At 72.5% G+C, this 23,457-nt stretch carries 23 protein-coding genes and 1 riboswitch; of the genes, 7 read left to right on the top strand and 16 right to left on the bottom strand.

Translation table 11 applies throughout. From position 1 onward, the window contains the following. Positions 1–36: 36 nt before the first annotated feature. The 7 genes from pspM to AC5L30_RS15740 form a co-directional block, all read right to left on the bottom strand. Positions 37–822 carry a phage shock envelope stress response protein PspM gene (pspM, locus tag AC5L30_RS15770; protein WP_494868043.1) on the bottom strand — a complete coding sequence of 262 codons (786 nt, stop codon included), beginning with the start codon at positions 820–822 and terminating at the stop codon, positions 37–39. Between the two features lie 23 nt (positions 823–845). Next, entirely contained in the window at positions 846–1,718 is an 873-nt protein-coding gene (locus tag AC5L30_RS15765; RefSeq protein ID WP_494868042.1) for a PspA/IM30 family protein, read from the bottom strand. Between the two features lie 198 nt (positions 1,719–1,916). Then, entirely contained in the window at positions 1,917–2,351 is a 435-nt protein-coding gene (locus tag AC5L30_RS15760; protein ID WP_091400451.1) for a helix-turn-helix domain-containing protein, read from the bottom strand. A 220-nt stretch (positions 2,352–2,571) separates the two neighbouring features. Then, entirely contained in the window at positions 2,572–3,096 is a 525-nt protein-coding gene (locus AC5L30_RS15755; RefSeq protein ID WP_494868280.1) for a CinA family protein, read from the bottom strand. Positions 3,097–3,297: 201 nt separating this feature from the next. Further along, positions 3,298–3,888: a CDP-diacylglycerol--glycerol-3-phosphate 3-phosphatidyltransferase gene (pgsA, locus tag AC5L30_RS15750; RefSeq protein WP_030336827.1), complete on the bottom strand. Its 591-nt coding sequence runs from the start codon at positions 3,886–3,888 to the stop codon at positions 3,298–3,300. Positions 3,889–3,965: 77 nt separating this feature from the next. After that, positions 3,966–5,474, bottom strand: coding sequence for a 30S ribosomal protein S12 methylthiotransferase RimO (rimO, locus tag AC5L30_RS15745; RefSeq protein WP_494868041.1), 1,509 nt, complete (start codon positions 5,472–5,474; stop codon positions 3,966–3,968). An 80-nt stretch (positions 5,475–5,554) separates the two neighbouring features. Beyond that, positions 5,555–6,478, bottom strand: coding sequence for an ornithine cyclodeaminase family protein (locus AC5L30_RS15740; RefSeq protein ID WP_494868040.1), 924 nt, complete (start codon positions 6,476–6,478; stop codon positions 5,555–5,557). Between the two features lie 92 nt (positions 6,479–6,570). Then, positions 6,571–6,641, top strand: a riboswitch (guanidine-III (ykkC-III) riboswitch). Positions 6,642–6,702: 61 nt separating this feature from the next. Between AC5L30_RS15740 and sugE the strand changes: the two genes are divergently transcribed. Continuing rightward, complete coding sequence (sugE, locus tag AC5L30_RS15735) at positions 6,703–7,017, top strand: quaternary ammonium compound efflux SMR transporter SugE (protein WP_124816787.1); 315 nt, start codon at positions 6,703–6,705, stop codon at positions 7,015–7,017. Between the two features lie 81 nt (positions 7,018–7,098). Further along, a complete protein-coding gene (locus AC5L30_RS15730; protein ID WP_238659633.1) occupies positions 7,099–7,344 on the top strand; it encodes a hypothetical protein in 246 nt (81 codons plus the stop codon). Between the two features lie 68 nt (positions 7,345–7,412). On the opposite strand, the gene AC5L30_RS15725 is transcribed toward AC5L30_RS15730, so the two are convergent. Beyond that, on the bottom strand, positions 7,413–9,872 hold the full coding sequence (locus tag AC5L30_RS15725) for a DNA translocase FtsK (protein WP_494868038.1): 2,460 nt from the start codon (positions 9,870–9,872) through the stop codon (positions 7,413–7,415). 113 nt (positions 9,873–9,985) lie between these two features. Here AC5L30_RS15725 and AC5L30_RS15720 point away from each other — a divergent pair, with 113 nt between their 5' ends. Both AC5L30_RS15720 and AC5L30_RS15715 read left to right on the top strand, forming a co-directional pair. After that, positions 9,986–10,465, top strand: a complete 480-nt coding sequence (locus AC5L30_RS15720) for a type III secretion system chaperone family protein (RefSeq protein WP_494868037.1) — start codon at positions 9,986–9,988, stop codon at positions 10,463–10,465. Then, positions 10,462–12,123, top strand: coding sequence for a type III secretion system chaperone family protein (locus AC5L30_RS15715; RefSeq protein WP_494868035.1), 1,662 nt, complete (start codon positions 10,462–10,464; stop codon positions 12,121–12,123). The genes AC5L30_RS15720 and AC5L30_RS15715 overlap by 4 nt, the downstream gene beginning before the upstream one ends. Before the next feature lie 64 nt (positions 12,124–12,187). On the opposite strand, the gene AC5L30_RS15710 is transcribed toward AC5L30_RS15715, so the two are convergent. The 5 genes from AC5L30_RS15710 to AC5L30_RS15690 all read right to left on the bottom strand — a co-directional run bounded on the left by AC5L30_RS15710 (position 12,188) and on the right by AC5L30_RS15690 (position 18,551). Then, positions 12,188–13,876: a ribonuclease J gene (locus tag AC5L30_RS15710; protein WP_210786478.1), complete on the bottom strand. Its 1,689-nt coding sequence runs from the start codon at positions 13,874–13,876 to the stop codon at positions 12,188–12,190. A gap of 52 nt (positions 13,877–13,928) precedes the next feature. Further along, a complete protein-coding gene (gene dapA / locus AC5L30_RS15705) occupies positions 13,929–14,855 on the bottom strand; it encodes a 4-hydroxy-tetrahydrodipicolinate synthase (RefSeq protein WP_494868033.1) in 927 nt (308 codons plus the stop codon). A 47-nt stretch (positions 14,856–14,902) separates the two neighbouring features. Continuing rightward, on the bottom strand, positions 14,903–15,643 hold the full coding sequence (thyX, locus tag AC5L30_RS15700; RefSeq protein WP_124816891.1) for an FAD-dependent thymidylate synthase: 741 nt from the start codon (positions 15,641–15,643) through the stop codon (positions 14,903–14,905). A gap of 981 nt (positions 15,644–16,624) precedes the next feature. After that, positions 16,625–17,317: a DUF2752 domain-containing protein gene (locus AC5L30_RS15695; RefSeq protein WP_494868031.1), complete on the bottom strand. Its 693-nt coding sequence runs from the start codon at positions 17,315–17,317 to the stop codon at positions 16,625–16,627. 4 nt (positions 17,318–17,321) lie between these two features. Then, a complete protein-coding gene (locus AC5L30_RS15690; protein WP_494868029.1) occupies positions 17,322–18,551 on the bottom strand; it encodes a winged helix-turn-helix domain-containing protein in 1,230 nt (409 codons plus the stop codon). A gap of 79 nt (positions 18,552–18,630) precedes the next feature. Here AC5L30_RS15690 and AC5L30_RS15685 point away from each other — a divergent pair, with 79 nt between their 5' ends. Next, a complete protein-coding gene (locus tag AC5L30_RS15685; protein WP_494868027.1) occupies positions 18,631–19,182 on the top strand; it encodes a GNAT family N-acetyltransferase in 552 nt (183 codons plus the stop codon). Here the strand turns inward: AC5L30_RS15685 and AC5L30_RS15680 are convergent. Continuing rightward, positions 19,081–20,355: a glycosyltransferase 87 family protein gene (locus AC5L30_RS15680; RefSeq protein ID WP_494868025.1), complete on the bottom strand. Its 1,275-nt coding sequence runs from the start codon at positions 20,353–20,355 to the stop codon at positions 19,081–19,083. The two genes, AC5L30_RS15685 and AC5L30_RS15680, sit on opposite strands and share 102 nt — an antisense overlap. 35 nt (positions 20,356–20,390) lie before the next feature. On the opposite strand from AC5L30_RS15680, the gene AC5L30_RS15675 reads away from it, so the two are divergent. After that, positions 20,391–20,972 carry a GNAT family N-acetyltransferase gene (locus AC5L30_RS15675; RefSeq protein ID WP_494868023.1) on the top strand — a complete coding sequence of 194 codons (582 nt, stop codon included), beginning with the start codon at positions 20,391–20,393 and terminating at the stop codon, positions 20,970–20,972. A 41-nt stretch (positions 20,973–21,013) separates the two neighbouring features. Here AC5L30_RS15675 and AC5L30_RS15670 read toward each other — a convergent pair whose 3' ends face one another. Continuing rightward, entirely contained in the window at positions 21,014–21,901 is an 888-nt protein-coding gene (locus AC5L30_RS15670) for a carbohydrate ABC transporter permease (protein WP_494868022.1), read from the bottom strand. A gap of 1 nt (position 21,902) precedes the next feature. Further along, positions 21,903–22,838 (bottom strand): carbohydrate ABC transporter permease, encoded by a 936-nt coding sequence (locus AC5L30_RS15665; RefSeq protein WP_494868021.1) that lies wholly within the window; start codon positions 22,836–22,838, stop codon positions 21,903–21,905. On the opposite strand from AC5L30_RS15665, the gene AC5L30_RS15660 reads away from it, so the two are divergent. Continuing rightward, positions 22,786–23,457: an amylo-alpha-1,6-glucosidase gene (locus tag AC5L30_RS15660; RefSeq protein WP_494868020.1), complete on the top strand. Its 672-nt coding sequence runs from the start codon at positions 22,786–22,788 to the stop codon at positions 23,455–23,457. The two genes, AC5L30_RS15665 and AC5L30_RS15660, sit on opposite strands and share 53 nt — an antisense overlap.

Here is a 23,457-nt window from a genome sequence, read left to right as displayed (position 1 = left end):
CCTGCGTCGGCGCGCGGTCTCTCGGGGCGTGCGCCGTCAGCGCGTCGGCGCGCGCAGCGGGGTGCCGACGGCGCGCAGCTCGGCGAGGGCCCCGGCCACGCCGTGCAGGAGGTCGGTCGCCTCGGTGAGCCGGTCGGCGGCCGGGTGGGCGGTCTCCGGTCGGAAATCCTCGGCCAGATAGCCGGCGGCGGCCACCACCAGCCGCTCGTACGCCGCCACCCCGCCCTCCAGTTGAGCGGTCAGCGCGGCGTGCGCCTCGGCCAGCGGTGGTCGAGCGTCGGCCGGGGCCAGCCGCAGCGCGCGTTCGACGCTGGCCACCCGGGCGGCCAGGTCACGCAGCGAGCGGTCGGCGGCGGCGGCCTCCAGCACCGCCGGCTCGGCCAGCCCGGTGAGTCGAGGGGCCATTCCGGCCAGGGTGAGCGCCGCCCGGTCCAGTCGGGCCCACTGCTCGCCGGCGCTGGTGCCACGCAGCGCGATCCGGGAGCGGACCCGGCGCACCTCGGCCAGTACGCCCGCGCCGACCGGCAACCGCTCGACGGCGGCGACCAGCCGGGCCCGCGACCGGGCTGCCGCCTCGGCCGGGTCGAGCGCGGGGGGCGCCGGCTGGGCGGCCAGGGCGCGCACGTCGATCCAGCGCCAGGCGGCGAGCGCCACGGCACTGCCCGCGGCGCCGGCCCAGGCCGCGTCGGGCAGACCAAGGCCGGCGTACGGAGTCAGCACCGCCGCCGCACCGCCGAGCCCACCGGCCAGCACACTCCACCGTCGGGCCGACCGGCGAAGCCGACCCAACCTTCGGAAGTACCGTGTCCGCTCGTCTGCCACCCTGACCCCCTCGGTCCGGTCGTTCAGCCGGCGGCGGTCGGGTCGCCGGTGCCCCGCTCGCGAGCCATGCTGGCGCGTAGCTCGTCCAGCCGGGCGGCGGCCGTCGGGTCGTTGGCCGGGCCGGTCTTCTCGGCCTGCGGCACGCCCGGTCGCTGGGCCGCGCCGCCGAGCTGCTCCCCCGCCATGCTGGACCGGATCTGCTCCAGCCGGGCGGAGCCGGCCGAGTCGATCGTGGCCTTCTGGATTTCCAACATACGGCCCTCGACGGAGTTGCCGGCCAGTTCGGCGCGACCCATCGCGTTGGCGTACCGCCGCTCGATGCGGTCGCGCACCTCGTCCAGCGACGGGGTGGTGCCCGGCGCGGTCAGCGACGACATCGACTCCAGCGAGCGGGCCACCGTCTCCTGCATCTTGGCCTGCTCCAGCTGACTGAGCAGCTTGGTGCGCTCGGCGAGCTTCTGCTGGAGGATCATCGAGTTGTTCTCGACCGCCCGGCGGGCCTGGGCGGCGGCACCCAGCGCCTGGTCGTGCAAGGTCTTCAGGTCCTCGGTGGCCTGCTCGGCGGAGACGAGCTGGCTGGCCAGCGTCTGCGCGGACTGCTCGAACCGCACCGCCTCGGCCTCGTCGCCCTTGGCCCGGGCCTGGTCGGACAGGACCAGCGCCTGCCGGGCGTTGCCCTGCAACCGCTCGACCTCGGACATCTGCCGGGACAGCTTCATCTCCAGCTGACGCTGGTTGCCGATCACCGCGGCCGCCTGCTGAACCAACGCCTGGTGCTGCCGCTGGGCATCCTCGATGGCCTGCTGGATCTGCACCTTGGGATCGGCGTGCTCGTCGATCTTCGCACCGAAGAGCGCCATCAGGTAGTTCCAACCCTTGACGAACGGGTTCGCCATCTCCGTGGTATCCCCTCAGTAGCGTCGCTCCACCACGGCCGGGCCGGCTGAACCGACCGACCGTGACCGGCCGGTCTCCATCGTCCCAGCCGAACGCCAATGAGGCATCCGTACCGGGCGGTCGACAGCACCGGCGGCTCCTGCGAGCAACCCTACGCGGCCGGGGCCAACCCGCCCATGGTCAACCGGATCGGCGGCTCAGGCGGCGCAGACCACGTCCCGGTCGCGCTCGGTCGGGCGGACCCGGGTGCTACGCAGGGTGGCCTTGAGCGGCGAGTCCTGGCGGACCGAGACAGCGACCTTGCCGTCGGAGGTGACCTGACGGACACCCCGGTTGGTGCTCTTGGCGGCGGCGTCGGCCGGCTCGTCCTGCATCGAGACGAGCACCCCGGGCATCTGCTCGGCGAGCGCCACGGTGTCGCTCACCTCACGCAGCAGCTCGGACAGGCGGGCGCCGAGGGCGTCACAGATCGCGGCGAGCAGCTCGCTCGACGGCTCCTTGTGCCCCCGCTCGATCTCGGAGAGGTAGCCGAGGCTGACGTTGGCGGCGGTGGAGACCTCACGCAGCGTGCGCTGCTGGCCCTGCCGGCGCGCCCGCAGTGCGTCACCGATCACCCGGCGTAGCAGGATCATCGCACCTCCCCCTGAGGGATACCTCACGCCCGCCGCTGGGCAGCCGGTCGCGGCGGACCGCGCCGGCCCCGAACGTCGGAGCCTTCCCGCAACCGTACCCGTTGCGGGCCCGGGCGACATCCCGCCCCGCCCGTCGGTTCGCCGCGACGGGCTCACCGGGGCGCGTCGCCACCCGTGTGGCGTCGGCTTGGATGGCTTCTGACCGCTTCGGCCCTGGCGTTCACGATGTCGCGGCGGCCAGCCGTTCGGCGAGCAGCCGCAGAGCCCCGACCACCGCCCCCGCGCGAACGTGGTCCCGCCCGTTGCCCAGGTCGAGCTGGCGGACCTCACCGCCGTCCGGGCCGGCGACCGCGACGTAGACCAGGCCCACCGGCTTCCCGTCCTGCGGCTCCGGGCCGGCGACCCCGGTGGTGGCGAGCCCCCAGTCCGCGCCGCACCGCTGCCGGCCGCCCTCGGCGAGCGCCGCCGCCACCTCCGGGTCGACCGGCCCCCGCTCGGACAGCAGCTCAGCCGGTACGCCAGCCAGGGTCCCCTTCAACTCGGTGGCGTAGACCACGAGGCCACCCCGGTAGACCCCGCTGACCCCGGCGATGGTCACGATCGAGGCGGCCAGCGATCCACCGGTGAGCGATTCGACGGTGGCCAGGGTCTCGTGCCGCTCGGCGAGTCGGTGCACGACCGCGGCCGCCGCACTACCCAACTCGGCACCGTCCCCGTCAACACCATTTACCTCAGCACCACCCACCACAGCACCACCCACCTCGTCACCATCCACCGACACCCAACCAGTCCTTCCCCACCCACCAATCCCCAACCCACCTGCCCCCAACCCGACGACCCAATCGCGTCGATCATGAAGTTAGCGTCACGACACGCCGCCCCGGAGGGCAATAACTTCATGATCAACGGGGTGGGTCGGGAGGGGGGAGGGGCGGGGCGTGGGGGGTTAGCGGGGGCGGCGGAGGCGGAGGGCTTGGGCTATGTAGTCGAAGCCGGTGGCGACCGTGACCAGGACGGCGGCGGCCATGATCCAGGGGCCGACGGCGGCGAGCGCGGCCGGCATCGGCCAGAGGTACCAGGCGATGGCCAGGATCTGGAGCGCGGTCTTGACCTTGCCGCCTCGGCTGGCGGCGATCACGCCGTGCCGGATCACCCAGAACCGCAGCCCGGTGATGCCCAGCTCGCGGACGAGGATCAGCGCGGTCACCCACCACGGCAGTTGGTCGTACCACGAGAGCAGCACCAGCGCGGCACCGGTGAGCGCCTTGTCGGCGATCGGGTCGGCCACCTTGCCGACCGAGGTGACCAGCCCGAAGCGGCGGGCGATCCAGCCGTCCACCAGATCGGTCGCCGAGGCCACCGCGAAGATCAGGCAGGCCGCCATCCGCCAACCGGCGTGGGTCATCCCGGACATGATCACCGAGGCGGCGAAGACCGGCACCAGCACCAGCCGCAGGGCGGTCAGCGCGTTGGCCGCGTTGACGACCGGCACCACGGCCACCACCCGGCCCGGCGTCGACTCCGTCGCCCCGGTCACCGCCGCACTCCGCTCGGGCCGCCGTGGCGTTCCCGGCACCGCACCACCTGGGTCCCCCGCTCCGCTCGGGCCCGCCGTCACCGTGCCGCGCCGGGCGCCGCCGAGATCATCTCATCCGGCACAGCGAGCAGGTCCACCCCTTCGGTGCCGGTCACCGTTGCGCGTACCAGATCGCCCGGACGCAGCGCGGCCAGGTCGACCCCGCCCTCGGCCGGGGCGACCAGGGTGGTGGAACCGTCCACCTCCGGCGCCTGGTGGGCCGCCCGACCCTCCACCACGCCGTCCTCGATCGAGTCGACCAGCACCTCGACGGTCGAGCCGAGCCGGTCCTCGGCCCGCTGCGAGCAGAGCTCGTCGGCGAGGGCGCTGAGCCGGTCGTAGCGCCGCTTGATCGTCGCGGCGGAGACCTTGCCGGGCAGGCCGGCGGCCTCGGTGCCGTCCTCGTCGCTGTAGTCGAACATGCCGATCGCGTCGAGCCGGGCCTCGGTCAGGAACCGGACCAGCTCGTCGACGTCGGCGCGGGTCTCGCCGGGGAAACCGACGATGAAGTTGCTCCGGGCGCCCGCGTCCGGGGCCAGCGCGCGGGCACCGGCCAGCAGCTCCAGGAACCGGTCGGTGGAGCCGAAACGCCGCATCCGGCGCAGCACCGGCTCGCTGGAGTGCTGGAACGACAGGTCGAAGTACGGGGCCACACCCGGGGTCGTGGCGATCGCCTCGACCAGACCCGGCCGGGTCTCGGCCGGCTGAAGGTAGCTCGCCCGCACCCGGACGATGCCGGTCACCGCGGCGAGCTGCGGCAGCAGCTTCTCCAACGCGCGCGGGTCACCCAGGTCCTTGCCGTACGAGGTGGAGTTCTCACTGACCAGCACCAGCTCCCGTACGCCGGTCTTGGCCAGCCACTCCGCCTCGGCGAGCAGCTCGTCCGGGGTACGCGACACGAAAGCCCCCCGGAAGGCCGGGATGGCGCAGAACGCGCAGCGGCGGTCGCAGCCGCTGGCCAGCTTCAGCGAGGCCACCGGGCCGGTGTCGAGCCGTCGGCGCAGCACCTGGCGCAGGTGTGCCGGGGTGTGCTCGTCGGTGTCGACGACGGTGCGGGTCACCGTGCCGTGGCCGGGCAGCGACACCCCGCTGTCGCGGCGCTGCACCGGGGTCAGCGGTAGCAGTTCGCGCCGGTCGCGCGGGGTGTGCGCGGTGATCTGCTCGCCGGCGACGACGGCGTTCAGCCGGGCGGCGATGTCCGGGTAGTCGTCGAAGCTCAGCACCGCCTGCGCCTCGGGCAGGCTGTCGGCCAGTTCGCGGCCGTACCGCTCGGCCATGCAGCCCGCGGCGACCACCTTGGCGCCCGTTCCGGCGGCGGCGAGCAGGGTCTGGATCGAGTCCTGCTTGGCCTTCTCCACGAAACCGCAGGTGTTGACGACCACCACGTCGGCGCCCTCGCCGTCGGTGGTCACCTGCCAGCCGTCGGCGTGCAGGCGGGCGGCCAGCTCCTCCGAGTCGACCTCGTTGCGGGCGCAGCCCAGGGTCAGCAGGGCGACGCGACGGCCCTCGGCGTGGTCAGCGGGAGAAGGAGAGGTGGCAGACACCATCCGAGGGTACCGGGCCGGCCGGGTAAGCCCACGCACGCGGGCTGCGGAGACGGTCGACACGGAGGCGAACGTCATTCCGGTCAGCGCGCCTCGGCGCCAACCCGGGTCAGTGCGTCGAGCAGGAACACCTCGGTGCCGGCCAGGCCGGTGGAGCAGAAGACGGAGATCTGGTCCGCTGTGCTCCGGCCGGGGACCGCGCCGACCAGGATGCCGCCCAGGTCGCGCAACCGCCCGGAGTACGGGGGTGTCGCCGCGAGCATCGGCGGCTGGTAGTCCGCCGCCTGGGCCGGTGAATCGGTGACCAGCAGGTCGGCGGCGTCCAGCAGGTCCGTGCCGAACTCGCTGCGGTCGCGCTGCTTGAAACCGACCGCGTTGACGTGCGTGCCGGGGCTGAGGTCGGCGGCGCAGAGCACCGGGGTCGGGCTGGTGGTCGCCAGCACCACCAGGTCCCGCCCGGCGACGGCCGAGCCCGGGTCGGCCACCGCGCGGGCCGGCACGCCCAGTTCGGCACGGATCCGGGCGGCGAAGGCCTCCCGACGAGCGGCGGAACGGCTGTGCACCACCACCTCGCGCAACGGCCGGACGGCGGCGGCGGCCCAGACCTGGGTCCACGCCTGCCGGCCGGAGCCGATCACCCCGAGGGTGACGGCGTCGGGACGGGCCAGCGCGTCGACCGCCACTCCCCCCAACCCGCCGGTACGACGGGAGCCCAACTCCTCGCCGACCGCGACCGCCCGGATCGCCCCGGTCCGGGCGTCGTGCAGCACCACCAACTGCTCGCCCTGCGGATGACCGAAGGTGTCGTACGAGCGGAAGCCGTACCACTCGCCGACCAGGTGCCCGGCGGTGAGCACCATCCGCCCGCCGCTCAACGGTGCGGCGGCCCGGGGTGGCGCGATCAGGCGTCCCTCGTACGCGGCCAGGAGGGCGGCGCGCATGGCGTCGACCGTGGTGGCGGCGTCCAGCGCGGCGGCGACCTCGGGGTCGGCGTAGAGCATGGTCATGCTGGCGATCCTGCAAGTTGAAGTCAGGTGGAGGTCAACGGGTCGTGGCGGTGGTCACCGCCACGCCGCCCGGGCCGGTGCTAGCGTCGGCACCGGTGGCCGGATGCTCGTGGCCACTCCGGACGAGTGGTGGGCGTACCCGGTCAGGCCAAGACGCCCCGCGTGACGTGCAGACTCGACTCGTCCCGGCGCGGCAGCCCCGGGCGCTTCCGGTGAGGTGGACGATGGCCTGGCTCGTACTGGTGATCTCAGGACTGTTGGAGACGGCCTGGGCGATCGCCCTGGACCGCAGCGCCGGTTTCAGCCGGCTGATCCCGTCCGTGGTGTTCGCGGTGACCCTGCTCCTGAGCATGGCCGGGCTGTCGTACGCGCTCCGGGACATCCCCGTCGGCACCGGCTACGCGGTCTGGGTCGGCATCGGCGCGGTCGGCACCGCGCTGGTCGGAATGCTGGCGCTCGGCGAGTCGGCGAGCCTGCCCCGGATCCTCTGCCTCCTGCTGGTGGTCGCGGGGGTGATCGGGTTGAAGATCTTCCACTGAACGCCCCGTCGGCAGGCGTGGCCAGCACCCACAGTGGGTAGTGATCGATCCGTCACGACAGGCTCTCACCCGGAGGAAGACATGGCCGACATGCCGAGCACCGCCCGTCCCCGCAGCAACGCCGCCCGCATCCTCACCATCGTGGGCTTCGTCTTCGCGGTCCTGGCCCTGCTGCTCAACCCGATCATCTTCGGCGTGCTCGGCGTCATCGCGGGCGTCGTCGGCGCGGTGCTCGGTGACAAGCCGCTGGGTTGGTACGCCGCCGCGGCCAGCGTCGTCGCCGCGATCATCAGCCTGGTGATCATCGGAGCGCTGATCAACAACTGACCGCTCCCCCACGTCACGGGCCCGCCGGACACCGGCGGGCCCGTCGTGCGTCCGGGATCGGCTGTCGGTCAGTCCCCGTCGCCGCGCAGGCCGACCAGAACCTCGTCCAGCTCGTCCGGCTTGACCAGCACGTCGCGCGCCTTCGACCCCTCGGACGGCCCGACCACGCCCCGGGTCTCCATGAGGTCCATCAGGCGGCCCGCCTTGGCGAAACCAACCCGCAGCTTGCGCTGCAACATCGAGGTCGAGCCGAACTGCGAGGTGACCACCAGCTCGACCGCCTGCACCAACAGGTCCAGGTCGTCGCCGATGTCCTCGTCGATCTTCTTCTTGCTCTCCTGCGCCGGGGCCAGCACGTCCTTGCGGAACTCCGGCTCACGCTGGTCCTTGCAGAACTTCACCACGTCGGCGATCTCGCGCTCGGTGACCCAGGCGCCCTGGATGCGGACCGGCTTGGACGCGCCCATCGGCAGGAAGAGCCCGTCACCACGGCCGAGCAGCTTCTCCGCGCCCGGCTGGTCGAGGATGACCCGGGAGTCCGCCAGAGACGAGGTGGCGAACGCCAGCCGGGACGGCACGTTCGCCTTGATCAGACCGGTCACCACGTCGACCGAGGGGCGCTGCGTGGCCAGCACCAGGTGGATGCCGGCGGCCCGGGCCAGCTGGGTGATCCGGACGACCGAGTCCTCCACGTCGCGCGGCGCGACCATCATCAGGTCGGCCAGCTCGTCCACGATCACCAACAGGTACGGGTACGGACGCATCTCGCGTTCGCTGCCCGGCGGAGCCTTGATCTCGCCGTTGCGGACCTTGCGGTTGAAGTCGTCGATGTGCCGGACCCCGTTGGCGGCGAGGTCGTCGTAGCGCATGTCCATCTCGCGGACCACCCAGTCCAGCGAGTCGGCCGCCTTCTTGGCGTTGGTCACGATCGGGGTGACCAGGTGCGGGATGCCCTCGTAGCCGGTCATCTCGACCCGCTTCGGGTCGATCAGCAGCAGACGTACCTCGTCCGGGGTGGCCCGGGTGAGGATGGAGACCAGGAGGGTGTTGAGGCAGCTCGACTTGCCCGCGCCGGTGGCGCCGGCGATCAGGATGTGCGGCATCTTGGCGAGGTTGGCCACCACGTAGCCGCCCTCGATGTCCTTGCCGAGCGCCACCACCATCGGGTGGTGGTCGCTGGTCGCCGCCCGCGAGCGCAGCACGTCGCCGAGGGCGACGTTCTCCGGGTCGGTGTTCGGGATCTCCACGCCGACGGCGCTCTTGCCCGGGATCGGACTGAGGATCCGTACGTCCGGCGACTTCACCGCGTACGCGATGTTGCGGGACAGTTGGGTGATCCGCTCGACCTTGACGCCGTGCCCCAGCTCCACCTCGTAGCGGGTGACGGTCGGGCCGCGGGTGAAGCCGGTGACCGCGGCGTCCACATCGAACTGGTCGAACACGCCGGTCAGCGCGGCGATCACCTCGTCGTTGGCCTTGCTGCGGGTCTTCGCGGCGGCCCCGGCGCTGAGCATGTTGGCCGGCGGCAGGGTGTAGTCCCCGGCCAGCCCGGTCAACGCGAGCTGCTCGGCCCGGGTCGGGGCGGGCGAGTGCTCCGGCGGCTCGGCCGGCGGTTTGCGGCTCGCCGGCACCTTCGCCGCAGACTTGCGCGGCAGCACCATGGTCTCCTGGAGGTCCGCGCCGTCCAGGTCCTCGAAGTCGTCCGGGTCCAGTGGCGCAGGCATCCGCTTCGCGGGTCGCTTGCGCGCCGGCTTCGCGGCCGGCTCGTCCGCCTCCTCGTCGGCCTCCGGTGCGCTGACCAGCCCACCGGCGAGCAGGCCCAGCCGCTCGGGGATCTTGTTGATCGGCGTCGCGGTCACCACGAGCAGGCCGAAGAGCAGCAGCAGGATGAGCAGCGGCACCGCCACCCAGGCGGTCACCGCCCGCTCCAACAGCCCGCCGACGCCCGCGCCGACCAGACCGCCGGCGAAGTCACGTTGCAGGGGGTCGGCCGGGTCCTGGCCGATCTGGAGCAGCGCGGCGGTCGACACGAGCAGCGAACCCCAGCCGATCAGCCCACGGCCCCGGTGCTCCGGATCCGCCGGCTGACGCATCAGCCGCCACGCCCCGATCATCAGCAGCACCGGTACGACCACCGAGATCGCGCCCAGGAACAGCCGGATCGTGTCGGCCAGTCGCGCGCCCACCGGCCCCGCCCCGGACAGCCAGAGCGCCACGGCGGAGAGCAGGGCGAGCCCGAACAGGAACAGCCCGGCGCCGTCGCGGCGATGCTCCGGGTCGAGGTCACGGGCCGAGGCGGCCTGCCGGCCGGCGGCCCGCACCGCCCACCCCATCCCGTGCGCCAGCCCCATCCACAGTGCACCGACCGCCCGGCCGACGTAGACCGCCGGGCCGGGCCGGGGCGGCGTGGTGCGACGTCGCACCGGCGCCCGGGTGGCCTTCTTCGCCGGTTGACGGGCACGACTGTTGGTGCCACCGCGCGGCGACGCGCCGCGCCGCCGGCTCGCCTGAGAGGTACGGCCCGCCATAGAGTCACGGTAACGGTGGGGCCGGGCAGATCCCCGCTTTTCCGGGTCGTGTCCGCGCGTCGAAACACGAACCCCACCGCCGGTCGTGATATCCGCCTCAGAAGGGATGCCCCATGGCGTCGCCGGAAATCGAGGGCGATCCGGACGATCCGCTGGCCGGGCACCCTGGCGCACTGCGTCCGCTGACCGGCGAGCTGGTTGCCGCGGTGCTCGCTGCCCGCGGCCGGTCCGTCGGCCTGACCCCGGGCGGCGAGCTGGTGGGCCACTTCGACGACAACCTGATCTGGTTCCTCCGCGTCGGCGGCGACGGGGAACTGCTCCAGATCCGCACCATGGTCGATCCGACCTTCGGCATCGAACGGGTGCCCGACCTGTACGCGTTCTGCAACTCCTGGAACCACGACCGGCTCTGGCCGAAAGCGTTCGTGCACGTCGACGACGACGGTCGGGCCCGGGTGTACGGAGAGGTGATCACCGACCTGGAACGCGGGGTGACCCCACACCAGCTCGACCAACTGCTCGACTGTGGCATCTCCACCGGCTGCCAGTTGGCCGTGGCGGTCCGTCGACTGCCCGGCGCGGTGCCGTCGTGACCGGCCGGGACGAGTTCACCGGCAGCCGCACCGGCACGCCGCCCACCGGCCCTGGTGACCGTTCCGCGCGAGGTCGCGTACCGGCGCTGGAGGCCGCGCTCGCCGACGCCCGGGACCTCCCCGACGGCCCGGCCCGGCAGGTGGCCCTGGAACGGCTCGCCGAGCGCGCCGACGCGGCCGGCGACGTCCGATCCGGGATGGACGCGCGGTTCGCGCTGATCGAGGCGTACCTGTTGCACGGGGAGCGGTGGCGTCTGGTCGAACCGGTCCGGCGCTGCCGGGCCGCCGCCGACCACCGGCCCGACCTGCTCACCGACGCGGAGACCGGGCTGCTGCTGCGCTACCAGCGGTACGCGGTGGAGGCGCTGCTCGGCACCCCCCGGGTCGGGCTGGACCAGACCCGGTCCCTGCTGCACGACCTGGCCCACCGCGTCGGCGCGGATGGTCCGGACACACCGACCGTCGCGGAACTGCACTGCCGGATCGCCGATCACCTGGGCGACGAGCCCACCGCCCGGCACTGGTACGAGCGATGGTCCGGAAAACGTCCCGGTCCGGCCGGCGGCTGCCCCGGTTGCGCCTCGGCCCGGCGCGCCGAACTGCTGGCCGGCTGGGGCGAGTGGACCGCCGCTCTCACCGAGCTCGCGGAGTCCGACGGCGACCCGCAGTCCTGCACCGACCAGCCCGAGCGGGACCTGGTCGCCGGTCTGCTGCCGGCACTGCGCACCGGCGAGCCGGCGCGGGCGGCGGCGGCGCACGTGCGGGCGTACCGCCGGCACCGGCGCGAGCGGGCGGCGTTCCCGCACCTCGCCGCGCACCTGCGGTTCTGTGCGCTGGGCGGGCACCTGGAACGCGGGCTGGCCATTCTGGCCGAGCAGCTGCCCCGGTTGGACCGGCCGACCGACGACCTCGCCGCCATGGAGTTCGCCGCCGCCGGGGCACTGGTCTGCGGGCTGGCCGCCGACGCCGGGCTGGGCGGGCGGACGATGCCCCGCCCCGCGTCCGGCGAGCGGGCGGCCACCGAGTTGGACGTCGCCACGCTCGGGGCGCTGCTGCTCGGGGTGGCCAACGAGTTGGCCGGGAGCTTCGACGCGCGCAACGGCACCGGGCACCACTCCGGCCGGATGGCCGCCTGGTTGGCCGAGCGCCCGCTCACGGCGCCGGTTCCGCTGCCCACCGCCGACGACGAGCCTGACGGGCTCGACGAGCCCGACACCGACCGCTCCGACGTTGAAGCCGAGCTGGGCGAACATGAGGTGTCCGCACTCTCCCTCGCCATGATCACCGCGATTCTGGACGGGCGGGGCGACCGGTACCTGGTGGACGAGGGCGAGACGGTGGTCGGCCACTGGGACGGTGTGGTGATCCAGTTCCGACGGGCTGGTGAACGCGGTGAGGTGCTGCACGCCCGCGCCATGGCCAGCCGCCGGCTGCCGGCGGCCCGCCGCGCCGAGGCGTACGCCTTCTGCAACGCGTGGAACCACGACCGGCTGCTGCCCAAGGCGTACGCACACGACCTGGGCGACGAGTTGGTGCTGGCCGGCGACGCGGCCACCGACCTGGCGCACGGGGTCGCCCCGGCGCAACTGCGGGTCCTGGTGGACGCCGCGATCGCCACCGGCGTGGCGTACGCCGAGGCGGTCGCCGCGCTGCCCTGATCTTCCGGATACGGCTGACGCCGGCCCACCCCCGTTCGGGTGGACCGGCGTCAGCGGGAGTTGCTCAGACCTCGACCACGGTGGGCACGATCATCGGCCGACGACGGTACTTGTCGTTGACCCACCGCCCCACGGTCCGCCGGACGATCTGCTGGAGCTGGTGCGGGTCGGTGATGCCGTCCGCCGCGGCCCGGTTGAGCGCCTCGGTGACCAGCGGCACCACCGGGTTGAACGCCTCCGGGTCCTCGGAGAAGCCCTTCGCGGAGAGCGTCGGGCCGGCGACCACCTTGCCGGTGACCGAGTCGACGACCACGGTGGTGGCGATGAAACCGCCGTCACCGAGGATCCGTCGTTCGGTGAGCAGCGACTCGCTGACGTCACCGACGGCGAGGCCGTCCACGTAGACGTACCGGCTCTTCACATGCCCGACCAGGGTGGCGCGACCCTCGACCAGGTCGACCACGTCGCCGTCCTCGCAGATCACCACCCGGTCGGCGGCGACCCCGGATTCGATGCCGAGCCGGGCGTGGGCGCGCAGGTGACGCCATTCGCCGTGCACCGGCATCAGGTTGCTGGGCCGGACCACGTTGAGCAGGTAGAGCAGCTCCCCGGCGGGGGCGTGCCCGGAGACGTGCACCTTGGCCACGTCCTTGTGCACGACCACCGCGCCGGCCCGGGCGAGCCGGTTGATCACCCGATAGACGGAGGTCTCGTTGCCGGGCACCAGCGAGGAGGCCAGCACGACGGTGTCACCGGGGGCGATGGTGATGTGCCGGTGGTCGCCGCTGGCCATCCGGCCCAGCGCGCTCATCGGCTCACCCTGGGATCCGGTGGACATCAACACGATCTGCTCCGGCGGCAGCGTGGTCGCCTCCTCGATCCCGATGACCAGGCCGGCCGGGATGTTGAGCAGGCCGAGGTCCCGGGCGATGCCCATGTTGCGGACCATGGACCGGCCGATCAGCGCGACCTTGCGGCCGTGCTCGGCGGCGGAGTCGAAGACCTGCTGCACGCGGTGCACGTGCGAGGCGAACGAGGCCACGATGATCCGGCCCTTGGCCTTCGCGAAGATCGAGTCGAGCACCGGCCCGATCTCTCGCTCCGGGGTGACGAAACCGGGGATCTCCGCGTTGGTGGAGTCGGACAGCAGCAGGTCGACGCCCTCGGCGCCGAGCCGGGCGAAGCCGGCAAGGTCGGTGATCCGGCCGTCCAGCGGCAGCTGGTCCATCTTGAAGTCGCCGGTGTGCAACACCAGGCCGGCGGGGGTGCGGATGGCCACCGCGAGGGCGTCCGGGATCGAGTGGTTGACCGCGAAGAACTCACACTCGAACGGGCCGAGCCGCTCGCGGCCGCCCTCCCGCACGGTCAGCGTGTACGGCTGGATCCGCCGCTCGGCCAACTTGGCCTCGACCAGGGCGAGGGTGAACTGTGAGCCGACCAGCGGGATGTCGGGCTTGTGGGCGAGCAGGTACGGCACCGCGCCGATGTGGTCCTCGTGACCGTGCGTCAGCACGATCGCCTGGACGTCGGCCAGCCGGTCCAGGATCGGACCGAAGTCGGGCAGGATCAGGTCCACACCCGGCTGCTCGACGTCGGGGAACAGGACCCCGCAGTCGACGATCAGCAACTTGCCGTCGTACTCGAAGACGGTCATGTTCCGACCGATGGCGCCGAGCCCGCCGAGCGGGATGATCCGCAGGCCGCCTTCCGGCAGCGGCGGGGGTAGTTCCGCCTCGATGTGCGCCTCGGTCACGCGTCCACCTCATTCTGCGACGCCGTTACTCGACGTCCATCGTGTCGTTCGTTCATTCGGGCAGCTCCAGGCCCGCTGCCGCGAAGTCCGCGCGCAGCTGGGCGATCTCGTCGTCGGTGGCGTCCACGAGCGGGGGTCGCACCGGGCCGGCAGGCAGGCCCAGCGACGCCAGGCCGGCCTTCACCAGGATGGTGCCCTGGGTGCGGAAGATGCCGGTGAACAGCGGCAGCAGCCGCCGGTGCAGGGCCAGCGCGGTCGGCATGTCCCCCGCGTCGTACGCCTCGATCATCTGTACGGCCAGCGCCCCGGTGAAGTGCGTCGAGGTGCCGACCAGGCCCACGGATCCGACGGCCAGCGCCGGCAGGGTGAGGGCGTCCTCGCCGCTGTAGAAGGCGAGGTCGGACCGGCTGGTGACCCAGCTGGTGGCGGTCAGGTCGCCCTTGGCGTCCTTGACCGCGACGATCCGGCCGTGTTCGGCGAGCCGGACCAACGTCTCGGTGTCGATCGGCACGCCGGAGCGGTGCGGAATGTCGTACAGCATCACCGGCAGGCCGGTGGCGTCGGCCACCGCGGTGAAGTGGCGCAGCAACCCGCTCTGCGGCGGCTTGTTGTAGTACGGGGTGACCACCAGCAGGCCGTGCGCACCTGCCTTCTCGGCGGCGGCGGCCAGCTCGATGGTGTGCCGGGTGTCGTTGGTGCCGACGCCCGCGACCACCTTGGCACGGTCACCGACGGCCTCCACCACGGCCCGGATCAGGTGCTCCTTCTCCGCGTCGGCGGTGGTCGGCGACTCGCCGGTGGTGCCGTTGACCACCACAGCGTCGTTGCCCTGTTCGTCGACCAGGTGGCTCGCCAGCCGGGCGGCGCCGTCGAGATCGAGGGAACCATCGGGGGTGAACGGGGTCACCATGGCTGTGAGCAGCCGGCCGAAGGGGCGGGACGCCGGTCGGGCCGCGGCGTCGAGGTGGTCGTGCGTCATACCCTCCAACCTAGCGGACGACCAGCCGGGGCCCGCCGGGGAAGGGCTCAGGACGCCTCGTGCGGGCTGGCCGCCACTTCGGTGCCGTCCGGCAGCGTCGAGATCACGAAGTCGGCGAACACGTTCGGGGCGACACCCTGGAGCTGGCGCAGGCACTCCACGGCCAGCTCACGGATCTCCACGTCGGCGTGCTCGGTGGCCCGCATCGCGATGAAGTGCCGCCAGGCCCGGTAGTTGCCGGAGACCACGATCCGGGTCTCGGTGGCGTTGGGCAGCACCGCCCGGGCCGCCTGCCGGGCCTGCTTGCGGCGCAGCGTCGGGTTGGGCTCGTCGGAGAAGCGCTGCTCGAGGCCCTCCAGCAATTCGGTGTACGCCCGAACGCTCGCCTCGGCGGCCTCCACGAACTTCTTGTGCAGCTCCGGGTCGTCGGCGATGACCGCTGGCTCGACCATGGCCGCGTCCCGCTCCGGGACGTAGCGCTGGGACAGCTGGGAGTACGAGAAGTGCCGGTGCCGGATCAGCTCGTGGGTGAAGGACCGGGACACCCCGGTGAAGTAGAAGGTGACCGACCCGTGCTCCAGCACGCTCAGGTGGCCCACTTCGAGGATGTGCGCCAGGTAGCCGGCGTTGGTGGCGGTCGCCGGGTTCGGCTTCTTCCACGACTGGTAGCAGGCCCGGCCGGCGAACTCGGCGAGCGCCTGGCCACCCTCCGCGTCGGTCGACCACGGCACGTCGTCCGGGGCCGCGAATTGGGTCCACGCGATCAACTTGACCTGGGGCTGCACCATGTCCGGCATTCCTGGGACTGTAGTAGCGCAGTGCCTGCCGGCCCAACTCAGGCGCGCCCCGTGCAATGTCGATCACTCAGCCCGCGCCGGAGCCGACGACGCCAGCGGGGTGGGCCGGGGTCCGGGCATCGTCGTCGAGACCGGGGCGGACAGTTCCGTTGGCGTCCTTCGGAGCTGAATCGTTTACGACATCAGCCCTGGCGGATGGGCCGCCCAATCCGCCGAGCGAGGCCCGAGCGCCGCCAAAACGCCCAGGGACCCAAACGACCCAAGCACCCAACGCCGAGCACGCAGCGCCGAGCACGCAGCGCGACCCGGACAACCCAGCGCGACTGCAGCGACCCGAGCCCGAGGCGACAACCCGAGCCCGACCGCGACGACCCGACCCCGACCCAACAACCCGACCGCGACCCCAAGACCCGACCATCGATCGCCGAGCGCCGAGCGACCCGAGGGACCCGGCAGCCAATTCCGCCCGCAAGATCGCGCAGCATCCTGGATGTAGTGGCATCCGCCGCGCCCGACCCCACTGCATCCAGGATCGAGCACGATCTTGGGGCAAGGTGCGTCGGCCGCCGTGCGCCCGAGAGCGCGGGTGTGCGGCGGCTCGCCGGTGATCGACTCGGGTTCCTGGAAGTCGCGGTGTCCGGGTCGGAAGGATGGCCCGTTTCCTGGAAGCCGAGTCGATCACGGGGTGGCGGGCTTCGGAGGACTTTCGGCAGCTACGGCCGACCCCTCGCGCGCCGTAGCACGACCCGAACGACCCGAACACGACCCGATCACAGCCTGAGCGGGACCCGAACGACCCGAGCAGAACCCCGAACAGCCCGAATCGCCCAAGCGACCCGAGCAGGGGACGATCACCGGCAGTGGTCGGTGAAGGAGGCACGTGATGCCGTAAACGATTCAGCTCCAAAGGACCCCGACAGCACATGCCGGCCGAGCGGCACAACCCCGGAGCGGGCGCAGGGCGGCGGCGGGTCAGACGTAGAGCGAGGTGAACGGCGCCCAGGGCAGGTTTCGTAGCACCGAGAAGGCCAGCCACGCGGCCAGGAAACCGCCGATGACCTTCGAGCTGATCCGCAGCTCGGGCAGTCGCCAACCGAATGCCTGGCTGCCCGCCCAGGCCACGAAGAGGTACGCGAGGAACGGCAGCGCGAAGATGAAGACGAAGTGGTGCCGGGCGGCGGCCGGCAGGTCGCCGTGTAGCACGTACCAGAGTGCGCGGGTGCCACCACAGCCCGGGCAGTCCAGCCCGGTGGTCAACTTGAGCAGACAGGTGGGCGCGGCGTCCGGGTCGGCGTGGGTCGGGTTGCTGAGCAGCGCGTAGCTCATGCCGACGGCGACGCAGCCGAGCGCGGCCAGCGGCACGGCCCAGCGCGGGGAACGTTCGTAGAGGCGCAGCACGAACCGGGTGAGCCGATCCGGCTCGGGCGCCGCGTAGCCACCCGGCGGAGTCGTCGGCCAACCCTCCGGACCCGCGCCACCCGGACCAAAGTCGCCAGCACCCGCGCCACCGGGACCAAAGCCGCCGGGACCCGCGCCACCCGGACCGAAGCCGCCAGGACCAAAGCTATCGGGACCCGAGCCTTCGGGAGCCCCGTCGGCCGGCGCCGTGTGGACCGCGCCGGGGGCGGGCTGTGGCTGGTCGACCGGTCCGGGAGCGCTCGTCACGCGCTCACGGTACACCGGACACGCCGGCCAACGCGGCGGTGAGCGGACCGGCCAGGTCGCCGGCCGCCGGCGGTGCCACCGCGTCCAGGCCGAGCCAGCCGGCGAGTCGGTACAGCTCGGCGGCGAGCGCCACCGCGGTCTCCCCCGGGTCGGCGTCGGGTTCGAGCCAGGCGGCCGGGACCAGCAGCACCCCGGCCTTGCGATCGGCCTTCAGGTCGACCCGGGCGGTGAACCGGTCGCCCTGCAGGAACGGCAACACGTAGTAGCCGTAGACCCGCTGTGGCGCCGGGACGTAGATCTCGATCCGGTAGCTGAAGTCGAAGAGCCGCTCGGTGCGGGCCCGTTCCCAGATCAGCGGATCGAAGGGGCTGACCAGGGTGTTGCCGCGCACCCAGCGGGGCAGCCGGGCGGAGGTGTGCAGCCAGGCCGGCTGGCGCCAGCCCGCCACGGTGACCGGCACCAGCTCACCGGCCTCGGCCAGCTCCGCGACGGCCTGCCGGGCGCCGGCGAGCGGCAACCGGAAGTAGTCGCGCAGCTCCGGCTCGGCGGCCACCCCGAGCGACCGCGCGGCGAGGCCCACCAGCGTGCGGTACGCCTCGGCGTCGGTCGGGGTGGGCGCGGCCAGCACCGCCGCGGGCAGCACCCGTTCGGGCAGGTCGTAGCGGCGGGCGAAGGAGGTGCTGCGCTCGGCAGCGGTGACCTCCCCGGCCCAGAACAGGAACTCCAACGCCCGCTTGACCGCCGACCAGTTCCACCCCCAGTTGCCGGTCTCCCGGGGCGCGTCGTGCTCGATCTCGGCGGCGGTCAGCGGCCCTCGGGCGGCCACCTCGTCCCGGACCCAGGCGACCAGCTCCGGCTGCTCCTCGGCGATCCGCCGCATGCCGCCCCAGGATTCGCTGTGCGCGCGGGCCATCCGCCAGCGCAGCATCGGATGCAGCTCGACCGGGACCAGCGACGCCTCATGCCCCCAGTATTCGAACAGCTCCCGCGGACGGCGGTAGGCGGCCTGGTCGAGCAGGGTGGTCGGGTAGGGCCCGAGCCGGCTGTAGAGCGGCAGGTAGTGCGCGCGTTGCAGCACGTTGACCGAGTCCATCTGGATCAGCCCGACCCGGCCCAACACCCGGCGCAGGTGCCGGCGGGTGGGCACGCCCGTCGGCGCCGGGTCGGCGAAGCCCTGGGCGGCGAGCGCCACCCGGCGGGCCTGGGCAAGCGAGAGTGATTCCGGTGCGGTCATCGTCGGCGACCTTAATTCATGGGTACGACGTCGGTGCGGGAAGCTGGACGTGACGACCAACGGGGCATAGAACGGTGCAATGCTGACCATCCGTCGGGAGGAGCCGGACGACGCCGAGGCGGTCGCCCGGGTACACGTGCACGGCTGGCAGGCGGGTTACGCCGGCTTCATGCCGGAGGAGGTGCTCGGGCGGCTCAACGTGGTGGCCTGGGCACAGCGTCGTCGCGACGTCGGCACCGCCGATCCGGAGCACCCGTTCACCACCCTGCTCGGCGAGGTGGACGGTTCGGTCGTCGGCTTCACCACCTTCGGGCCGTACCGCCGCAACCAGGACCGGGACGACCTGGACCCGACGGTCGGCGAGGTGGTGGCGCTCTACGTGGAGCCGTCCCGCTGGGGTGACGGGACCGCCGCCGCGCTGCTGGACGCCGCCCGGAGCGGGCTCACCGAGCGGGGCTGGGCCGGGTACCGGGCGTGGGTGCTGGCGGACAACCGGCGGGCCCGCCGGTTCTGCGAGCGGGCCGGCCTGTCACCGGACGGTGAGCGGTCGACCTACCAGGTGCCGCTGGCCGGCGGGGGCCCGCCGGTCGGGCTGGTCGAGCTGCGGTACGCCGGACGCCTCGACCGCTGACCCGTCCGGGGTCAGCCACCGGCGGATCGGCAGGAAGGCCAGCAGCGCCAGACTGACCCACACGTAGGCGTTGCTGCCCAGGAAGCCGTCGACGCCGGTGAAGTCCTTCTCCCAGAACCAGACGGTCCGGCTGATCAGCAGCGCGTACCCGATGGTCGCGGCGACCAGCAGGACCCGCCGTCGGCGGCCGGCCGGCGCGGCCATCGCGTTGTCGACCAGCAGGATCAACGCGGGCAGCAGCCAGACCAGGTGGTGCACCCAGGTGACCGGGCTGACCAGGCACATCACCGCGCCGGTCAGCGCCAGGCCGGTCGCCTCGTCGCCGGCCGCCACGGCGGCCCGGGACCGCCAGGCCCAGAGCGCCAGGGTGCCGAGCACCAGCAGTAGCCACAGCAGGGTGCTCGGGTGCTCCGGGTCGAGCCGGGCGACCACCCCGCGCAGCGACTGGTTGGAGACGAAGGCCAGCTCGCCCACCCGCCCGGTGTTCCACAGCGCCTCGGTCCAGAACTCCCGGGACGCGTCCGGGAAGAGCGCCGCGGCCAGCAGCGACACCCCGGCGGCCGTGCCGCTGGCGGTGAGCGCCGCCCGCCACCGCCCGGTCACCAGCAGGTAGACGATGAACACGCCCGGGGTCAGTTTGATCGCCGTGGCGAGGCCGATGCCCACCCCGGTCCACCGGTTGCCGGCTGGCAGCAGCCGCAGCAGGTCCACCGCCACCAGGAAGAGCAGCAGCGTGTTGACCTGGCCGAAGTTGACCGTCTCCCGCATCGGCTCGAAGGCGGCGGCCAGGCAGAGCGCCACGGCGAGGGCGAACCACCGGGTCCAGCCGGCGCGGCGGGCGATCGGGTCGACCAGCCACCAGATCAGCACCGTGGTGGTGGCCACGCTGGCGAGCACGCTCACCACGATCGCGGCCGACCACGGCAGGTACGCCATCGGCAGCATGACCAGCGCGGCGAACGGCGGGTAGGTGAAGCCGTACTGGGTGCCCGGCTTGAGGTAGTCGTAGATCTCCCCGCCGTCGTGCACCCACCAGGTCAACGCGCCGTAGTAGACCTTCAGGTCGAAGAACCCGTGCCGGACGGCGGCGACGGCGAGGAACCCGGTGACCGCCGCGGCGAGCACCACCACCCCGACGACCTGCGCGGTCGTCCTGTTGGCACCCTGCGCCACCGTCGTCTCCCTCGCCCTGCGTAGGCTTCCGTCCCATGGCTCTCGGGTACGTCCGCCCGGCGCGTCCCGAGGACGCCGGCGAGATCGCACGCATCCAGCTCGCGACCTGGCGGGTCGCGTACCGCCGGATCCTGCCTCGGCATGTGCTCGACAACCTGGACGAGGCGTTCCTCGCCCGGCGGTGGAGCGCCGCGGTGCTGGAGCCGCCCTCGGGCGCGCACCGGGTGCTGGTCGCCGTCGAACAGGCCGAGCAATCGTATCTGGTGGGGTTCGCCGCCTCCGGCCCGGCCGACGCCGAGGCGTTGGCCCCGGGTGAGCCGGCCGACGCGCTCGGCCCGGACGTGGCGGCGGTGACCGACCTGCTGGTCGAGCCGCGCTGGGGCCGGCGCGGGCACGGCAGTCGGCTGCTCGCCGCCACTGTCGACCTGTGGCGGGAGGACGGGATGAGCCGGGCGGTGGCCTGGGCGTTCGACGCTGACGAGGCGACCCGCAAGTTCCTCACCAGCACCGGGTGGGAGCTCGACGGCGCGGCCCGGGCGCTTGACGTCGACGACATGCTGGTGCCCCAGGTGCGCCTGCACGTGGGCGTGCCGACCGAGAAGGTACCGGCCGAGTGACCTGGTGTGGCGGCCCCAGCCGGGCCGCCACACCGGGCCGGTCAGCCCTTGTCCGAGCCGTCGTTGGCGTCGCGGACGAAGTACCGCTGGAACACCACGAAGATGATCGCCACCGGGATGGTGGCCAGCAGCGCGGCGCCCAGCTTGAGCGGGTACTGGGTGCCCTTGCCGAGCGAGCCGCTGACCAGGTCGGCCAACCCGCGCGGCAGAGTGAACAGGTCCGGGTCCTGCACCGACACCAGGCTGTGCGGGAACTCGTTCCACGAGCCCTGGAACGACAGAATGGTGAGGGTGATCAGCGCCGGTTTCGCCATCGGCAGCACCACCGACCAGAAGGTGCGGAAGATGCTCGCCCCGTCGATCCGGGCGGCCTCCTCGACACTCACCGGGATCGACTCGAAGAACTGCTTCATGATGAACACGCCCGCCGCGTCGGCCAGCAGCGGCACCACCAGACCGGCGTAGCTGTTGTAGAGGCCGAGCTGGTTGAGCACCAGGAACTTCGGGATCAGCAGCACCACCCCGGGCACCGCCATCACCGCGATGACGGCGGCGAACAGCCCGCCGCGGCCCCGGAACCGCAGCCGGGCCAGCGCGTAGCCGGCGAGCGAGTCGAAGAAGACCCGACCGATGGTGACCAGCACCGTCACCAGCAGCGAGTTGCCCAGCCACAGGGGAAAGTTGGTGCCGGCGAAGATCCGTTCGAAGCCGGCCAGCGTGAGCGGGTCCGGGAACGGTGACAGCGGGTTCGCCGCCGCGTCGGGCTCGGTCTTGAGCGCGTTGCCGATCTGGATGACGAACGGGTAGAGGAACACCAGCCCGAAGAAGACCAGCGTGGCGTACCCCAGGAAGCGGGTGGCCAGGGCGCGGGCCGCGCGCTGGTGACGCCGCGCGGGCGGCGCCGCCGGGCGGTCGGTGAGCACGGCCATCTCAGGGCCTTTCCGGTACGCGCCGACGCCGCCAACCGCGACGCGGCCGGTCGGTGTCCCGCTCGGCCAGCGCCCGGCGCTGGATCAGGGTGAGCACGATGATGATCAGGAACAGCACGAACGAGATCGCCGCGCCGGAGCCGTAGTCGAAGTCCCGGAAGGCGGTCCGGTACGACAGGTACGCCGGGGTGAGCGTGGTCTTGGCCGGGTCGCCCTGGCTCATCACGTACACCTGGTCGAAGACCTGCCAGGAGCCGATCATGCCCAGGGTGAGCACCAGGAAGGTGGTGGGTCTGATCATCGGCACGGTGACGTACCGGAAGCGCTGCCATCGGGACGCGCCGTCGAGGGTGCTCGCCTCGTCCAGGGTGACCGGCACGTTCTGGAGCCCGGCCAGGAACATCAGCATGAAGGTGCCGGAGGTGGTCCAGACGACCAACGTGATGATCGAGATCATCGCCACGCTCGGGCCGGCCAACCAGTCCCACCAGGTCAGCCCGAACGGGCCGCCGTCGGCCAGTGCCGCCGGTGGCGAGTCGACGCCGACCGCGCCGAACAGCAGGTGCAGCACGCCCCGGGAGTCGGCGAACCACTCCGGGCCGTCGACCCCGACGAAGCCGAGCAGCGCGTTCACCGCGCCGGAGTTGGCGAAGAGGAAGAGGAACACCACGCTGATCGCTACCGAGCTGGTCACCGAGGGAAAGTAGAAGGCGCTGCGGAAGAAGCTCTTGCCCTTGAGCATCCGGTTGTTGACGACCAACGCCAGTCCGAGTGCGAGCACGGTCTGCGCCGGCACCACGATCGCCACGTAGTAGATGTTGTTGCGGAGGCTGGTCATGAAGTCGCGGCGGGCCAGCCCGTCCTCGGTGAACAACTGGGTGTAGTTGTGCCCGCCGACGAACGGGACGTCGCCAGTCGACTCGCTGACCAGCAACATCGGCCACCTGCTCGGCACCGGCCTGCTCGACCGCGACGAGGAGGCTCAGGTCGCGCACCTGCTCACCACCGACACGATGGCCACCGGGTTCGGGCTCCGCACGATGTCCAGCGATGACGCCGGCTTCAGCCCGCTGTCGTACCACTGTGGCTTGATCTGGACCCACGACACCGCGATCGTGCTCGGTGGGCTGGCCCGCGCCGGGCACCGCGAGGCCGCGCTCGGCCTGGCCGACGGGCTGCTCAGCGCGGCCGAGGCGTTCGACTACCGGATGCCGGAGCTGTACGGCGGCGACGACCGGGCACTGGTGAGCCGCCCGGTGCCGTACCCGGCGGCGTGCCGACCGCAGGCGTGGGCCGCGGCCGGCGCGGTGCTGCTGCTCCAGGCCGCCACGGGGCTCTACCCGGACGTACCGGGCGGCACGGTTCGTCTGGCACCCCTGGCGGGAGCAGAGCTCGGTGCAGTCGCGGTCGACGGTCTCCGCGTGGCCGACACCCCCGTGCACGTCACGGTCGACCGCACCGGCGAAGCCACCGTCACCGGTCTCCCCACCTCGCTGGCCCCAACCCCAACCCTGCCCACCCAACGCCACCCCACCACCCCGTCCCTCCCCCGCTAG

Source organism: Micromonospora sp. BQ32 (assembly GCF_059358895.1).
This window is presented reverse-complemented; position numbering and strand designations above follow the sequence as displayed.